The sequence below is a fragment of the Candidatus Streptomyces philanthi genome, from assembly GCF_059553635.1.
The window spans coordinates 1-1,001 of sequence record NZ_JCANQV010000633.1 but is presented as its reverse complement, the minus strand read 5'-3'; the positions used below and the strand labels follow the sequence as shown (position 1 = coordinate 1,001).

Annotated in this window: 1 protein-coding gene; it reads left to right on the top strand. The window is 76.8% G+C overall.

The genetic code is table 11. From position 1 onward, the window contains the following. Positions 1-798 (top strand): RDD family protein (locus AC51EU_RS30770; RefSeq protein WP_496270374.1); only part of this gene is annotated, 798 nt, incomplete at its 5' end. Positions 799-1,001 lie beyond the last annotated feature (203 nt).

Sequence of the window (1,001 nt, the reverse complement as noted above, 5' to 3'; positions counted from 1 at the left end):
CCGGCGTCCCCACCCGTCACGCCGCTGCCGCAGGCCCAGCCCCATCCGTCCGCCGCCCCGCAGCCCTTCCCGCCCCTCCAGCCCCAGCCGTCCCCCCATCAGTTCCCGGCCGGGGCCCAGGGCCCGACCGCCCAGGGCCCCGGTGCCGTTCCCCCGGGGCAGTGGCCCCCGGGTACCCCGGCGCCGCACGCCGGCCCGCAGCCCGTGCCGGGCGGATTCCCGCAGCAGGGCGGGCCGGGGGCCGACGAGGGCGTGGTCCCCTGGAAGCCGCCGGCCTCCGACACGTTCCTCGCCGCGATGCAGGCCGCGCAGGGCCATCCCGCGGGCCTCGGCCGGCGGATCGCCGCCCGGCTGATCGACACGGTCGTCGTGGGCGCGGCCACCGCCGCGGCCGCGCTGCCGCTGTGGGGTCCCGCGGTGGACCACATCGACGCCAAGATCGAGGCGGCCAAGCAGTCCGGCCGTCAGGTGACGGTCTATCTGCTCGACGGTGCCACCGCGCCGCTGCTCGCCGTGGTGCTGGGGGTGCTGCTGATCGGCGGTGGGCTGTACGAGGTGCTGCCGACCGTCAAATGGGGGCGCACGCTCGGCAAGAGGCTGTGCGGGGTGCGGGTGCTGGACATCGAGGGCCATGACACGCCCTCCGCCGGGGCGGCGGTCAAGCGCTGGCTGGTGTACGGGGTGCTCGGTGTGCTGGCCGTCGGCATCGTCAATGTCGCGTGGTGCCTGTTCGACCGCCCCTGGCGGCAGTGCTGGCACGACAAGGCCGCGCACACCTTCGTCGCCGGGGACAACTGACCGCTACGGGGCGGCGGGTGCCCCGTACGGCGGCGCGGTTCCCCCGGACGCCCGCCGCCGGATGCGGCAGGCGTCCGGAGGGGGTCGACTCGGGCCATGAGTACCGACCACCCCGGGTCCGGCTCCGGTGAACCGCCGGAGGACGACCCGTTCCTGAGGAAGCCGCAGGAGCCGCCGGCGGGCGGCGCCTCGCCGTACGGCGG